Source organism: Pseudoalteromonas sp. S3776, assembly GCF_005886915.1.
Taxonomy (GTDB): Bacteria; Pseudomonadota; Gammaproteobacteria; order Enterobacterales; family Alteromonadaceae; genus Pseudoalteromonas.
In genome coordinates, this window is the sequence record NZ_PNCU01000145.1 from 1 (window position 1) to 331 (window position 331).

Sequence of the window (331 nt, forward strand, 5' to 3'; positions counted from 1 at the left end):
GAGATAAATCGTTTCAGACTTCAATAGGCGTATCTGGCAGGTTTCCCCACTCTGACCAGGAGCCATCGTAAGCTCTAATAGAGAATCCCAGAGACTTACCCACCAGATAGGTGAAGCCAGAACGGTGATGACTTTGACAGTGAGTAATCACGTTCTTATCCCGGGTGATGCCCAGTTGCTCAAGAATGTCAGCTATGTCGCTGCGAATTCTTAGATTGCGCTCATGATCCATGGCCAGAGTCCATTCAAGGTTCACGGCACCAGGAATGTGACCAGCCCTTTGCGAGAAAACTTTTTCGCCCCGGTATTCACCAGCCGACCGGGCATCCCA

Annotated in this window: 1 protein-coding gene; it reads right to left on the reverse strand. The window is 50.5% G+C overall.

The annotated features are described in order from the left end of the window. Positions 1 to 13: 13 nt before the first annotated feature. A partial coding sequence (locus CWC16_RS19475; RefSeq protein WP_249929320.1) for a rhodanese-like domain-containing protein occupies positions 14 to 331 on the reverse strand: 318 nt, incomplete at its 5' end.